This window comes from Bacillus sp. P4_D3, from assembly GCF_056401855.1.
In genome coordinates this window covers 1-546 of record NZ_JBFUIN010001330.1, presented here as the reverse complement: position 1 = coordinate 546, position 546 = coordinate 1, and the positions used below count along the sequence as shown (strand labels likewise).

The following is a 546-nucleotide window of genomic DNA, read 5'->3' as shown; positions in this document are numbered from 1 at the left end:
GTGTAAGCTAATGACCTATATTTTAGAGGAAAAAGATGTACTTATTTTAGATGAACCGACAAATCATCTAGACTTACCTTCAAGGGAACAACTTGAAAATACATTGGCTGAGTATAATGGAACATTAGTTATAGTTTCTCACGATCGATATTTTCTAGAGAAAACAACTAACACGAAACTTGTGTTTTCAAATCATATGATACAAAAGCAGCTAGAGGAACCTATTAAAACAAGAGATGATATTGAAGAGCTACGTTTAACGTTAGAAACAGAGAGACAAGAAGTATTAGGTAAATTAAGCTTTTTAACTTTTAACGATAAAGAATATAAAGAACTTGACGAACGATTTAAAGAACTTACGAAACAGATAAAAGCACTTTAATGTGATTATGGGAACCTTCTAGCTAGGAGGTTCCCATAATTACTGATTTTTATACGGGATTAAGGGGTGGGAACATGAGAGAAGAAAATTTGACTAGGTTATTTAGAATAGACTGTGGTGATATTTACTTACAAGAGTTTACCATTCAAGATGCGGAGAGTATT

At 32.4% G+C, this 546-nt stretch carries 1 protein-coding gene and 1 pseudogene; both read left to right on the top strand.

The features are described 5' to 3' along the window. Positions 1-382: P-loop NTPase family protein (locus AC1DTM_RS31160; protein ID WP_477001783.1), on the top strand; the 382-nt coding region annotated here is incomplete at its 5' end. A gap of 74 nt (positions 383-456) precedes the next feature. Then, positions 457-546: pseudogene (locus AC1DTM_RS31155) on the top strand (GNAT family N-acetyltransferase); the annotation flags it as partial.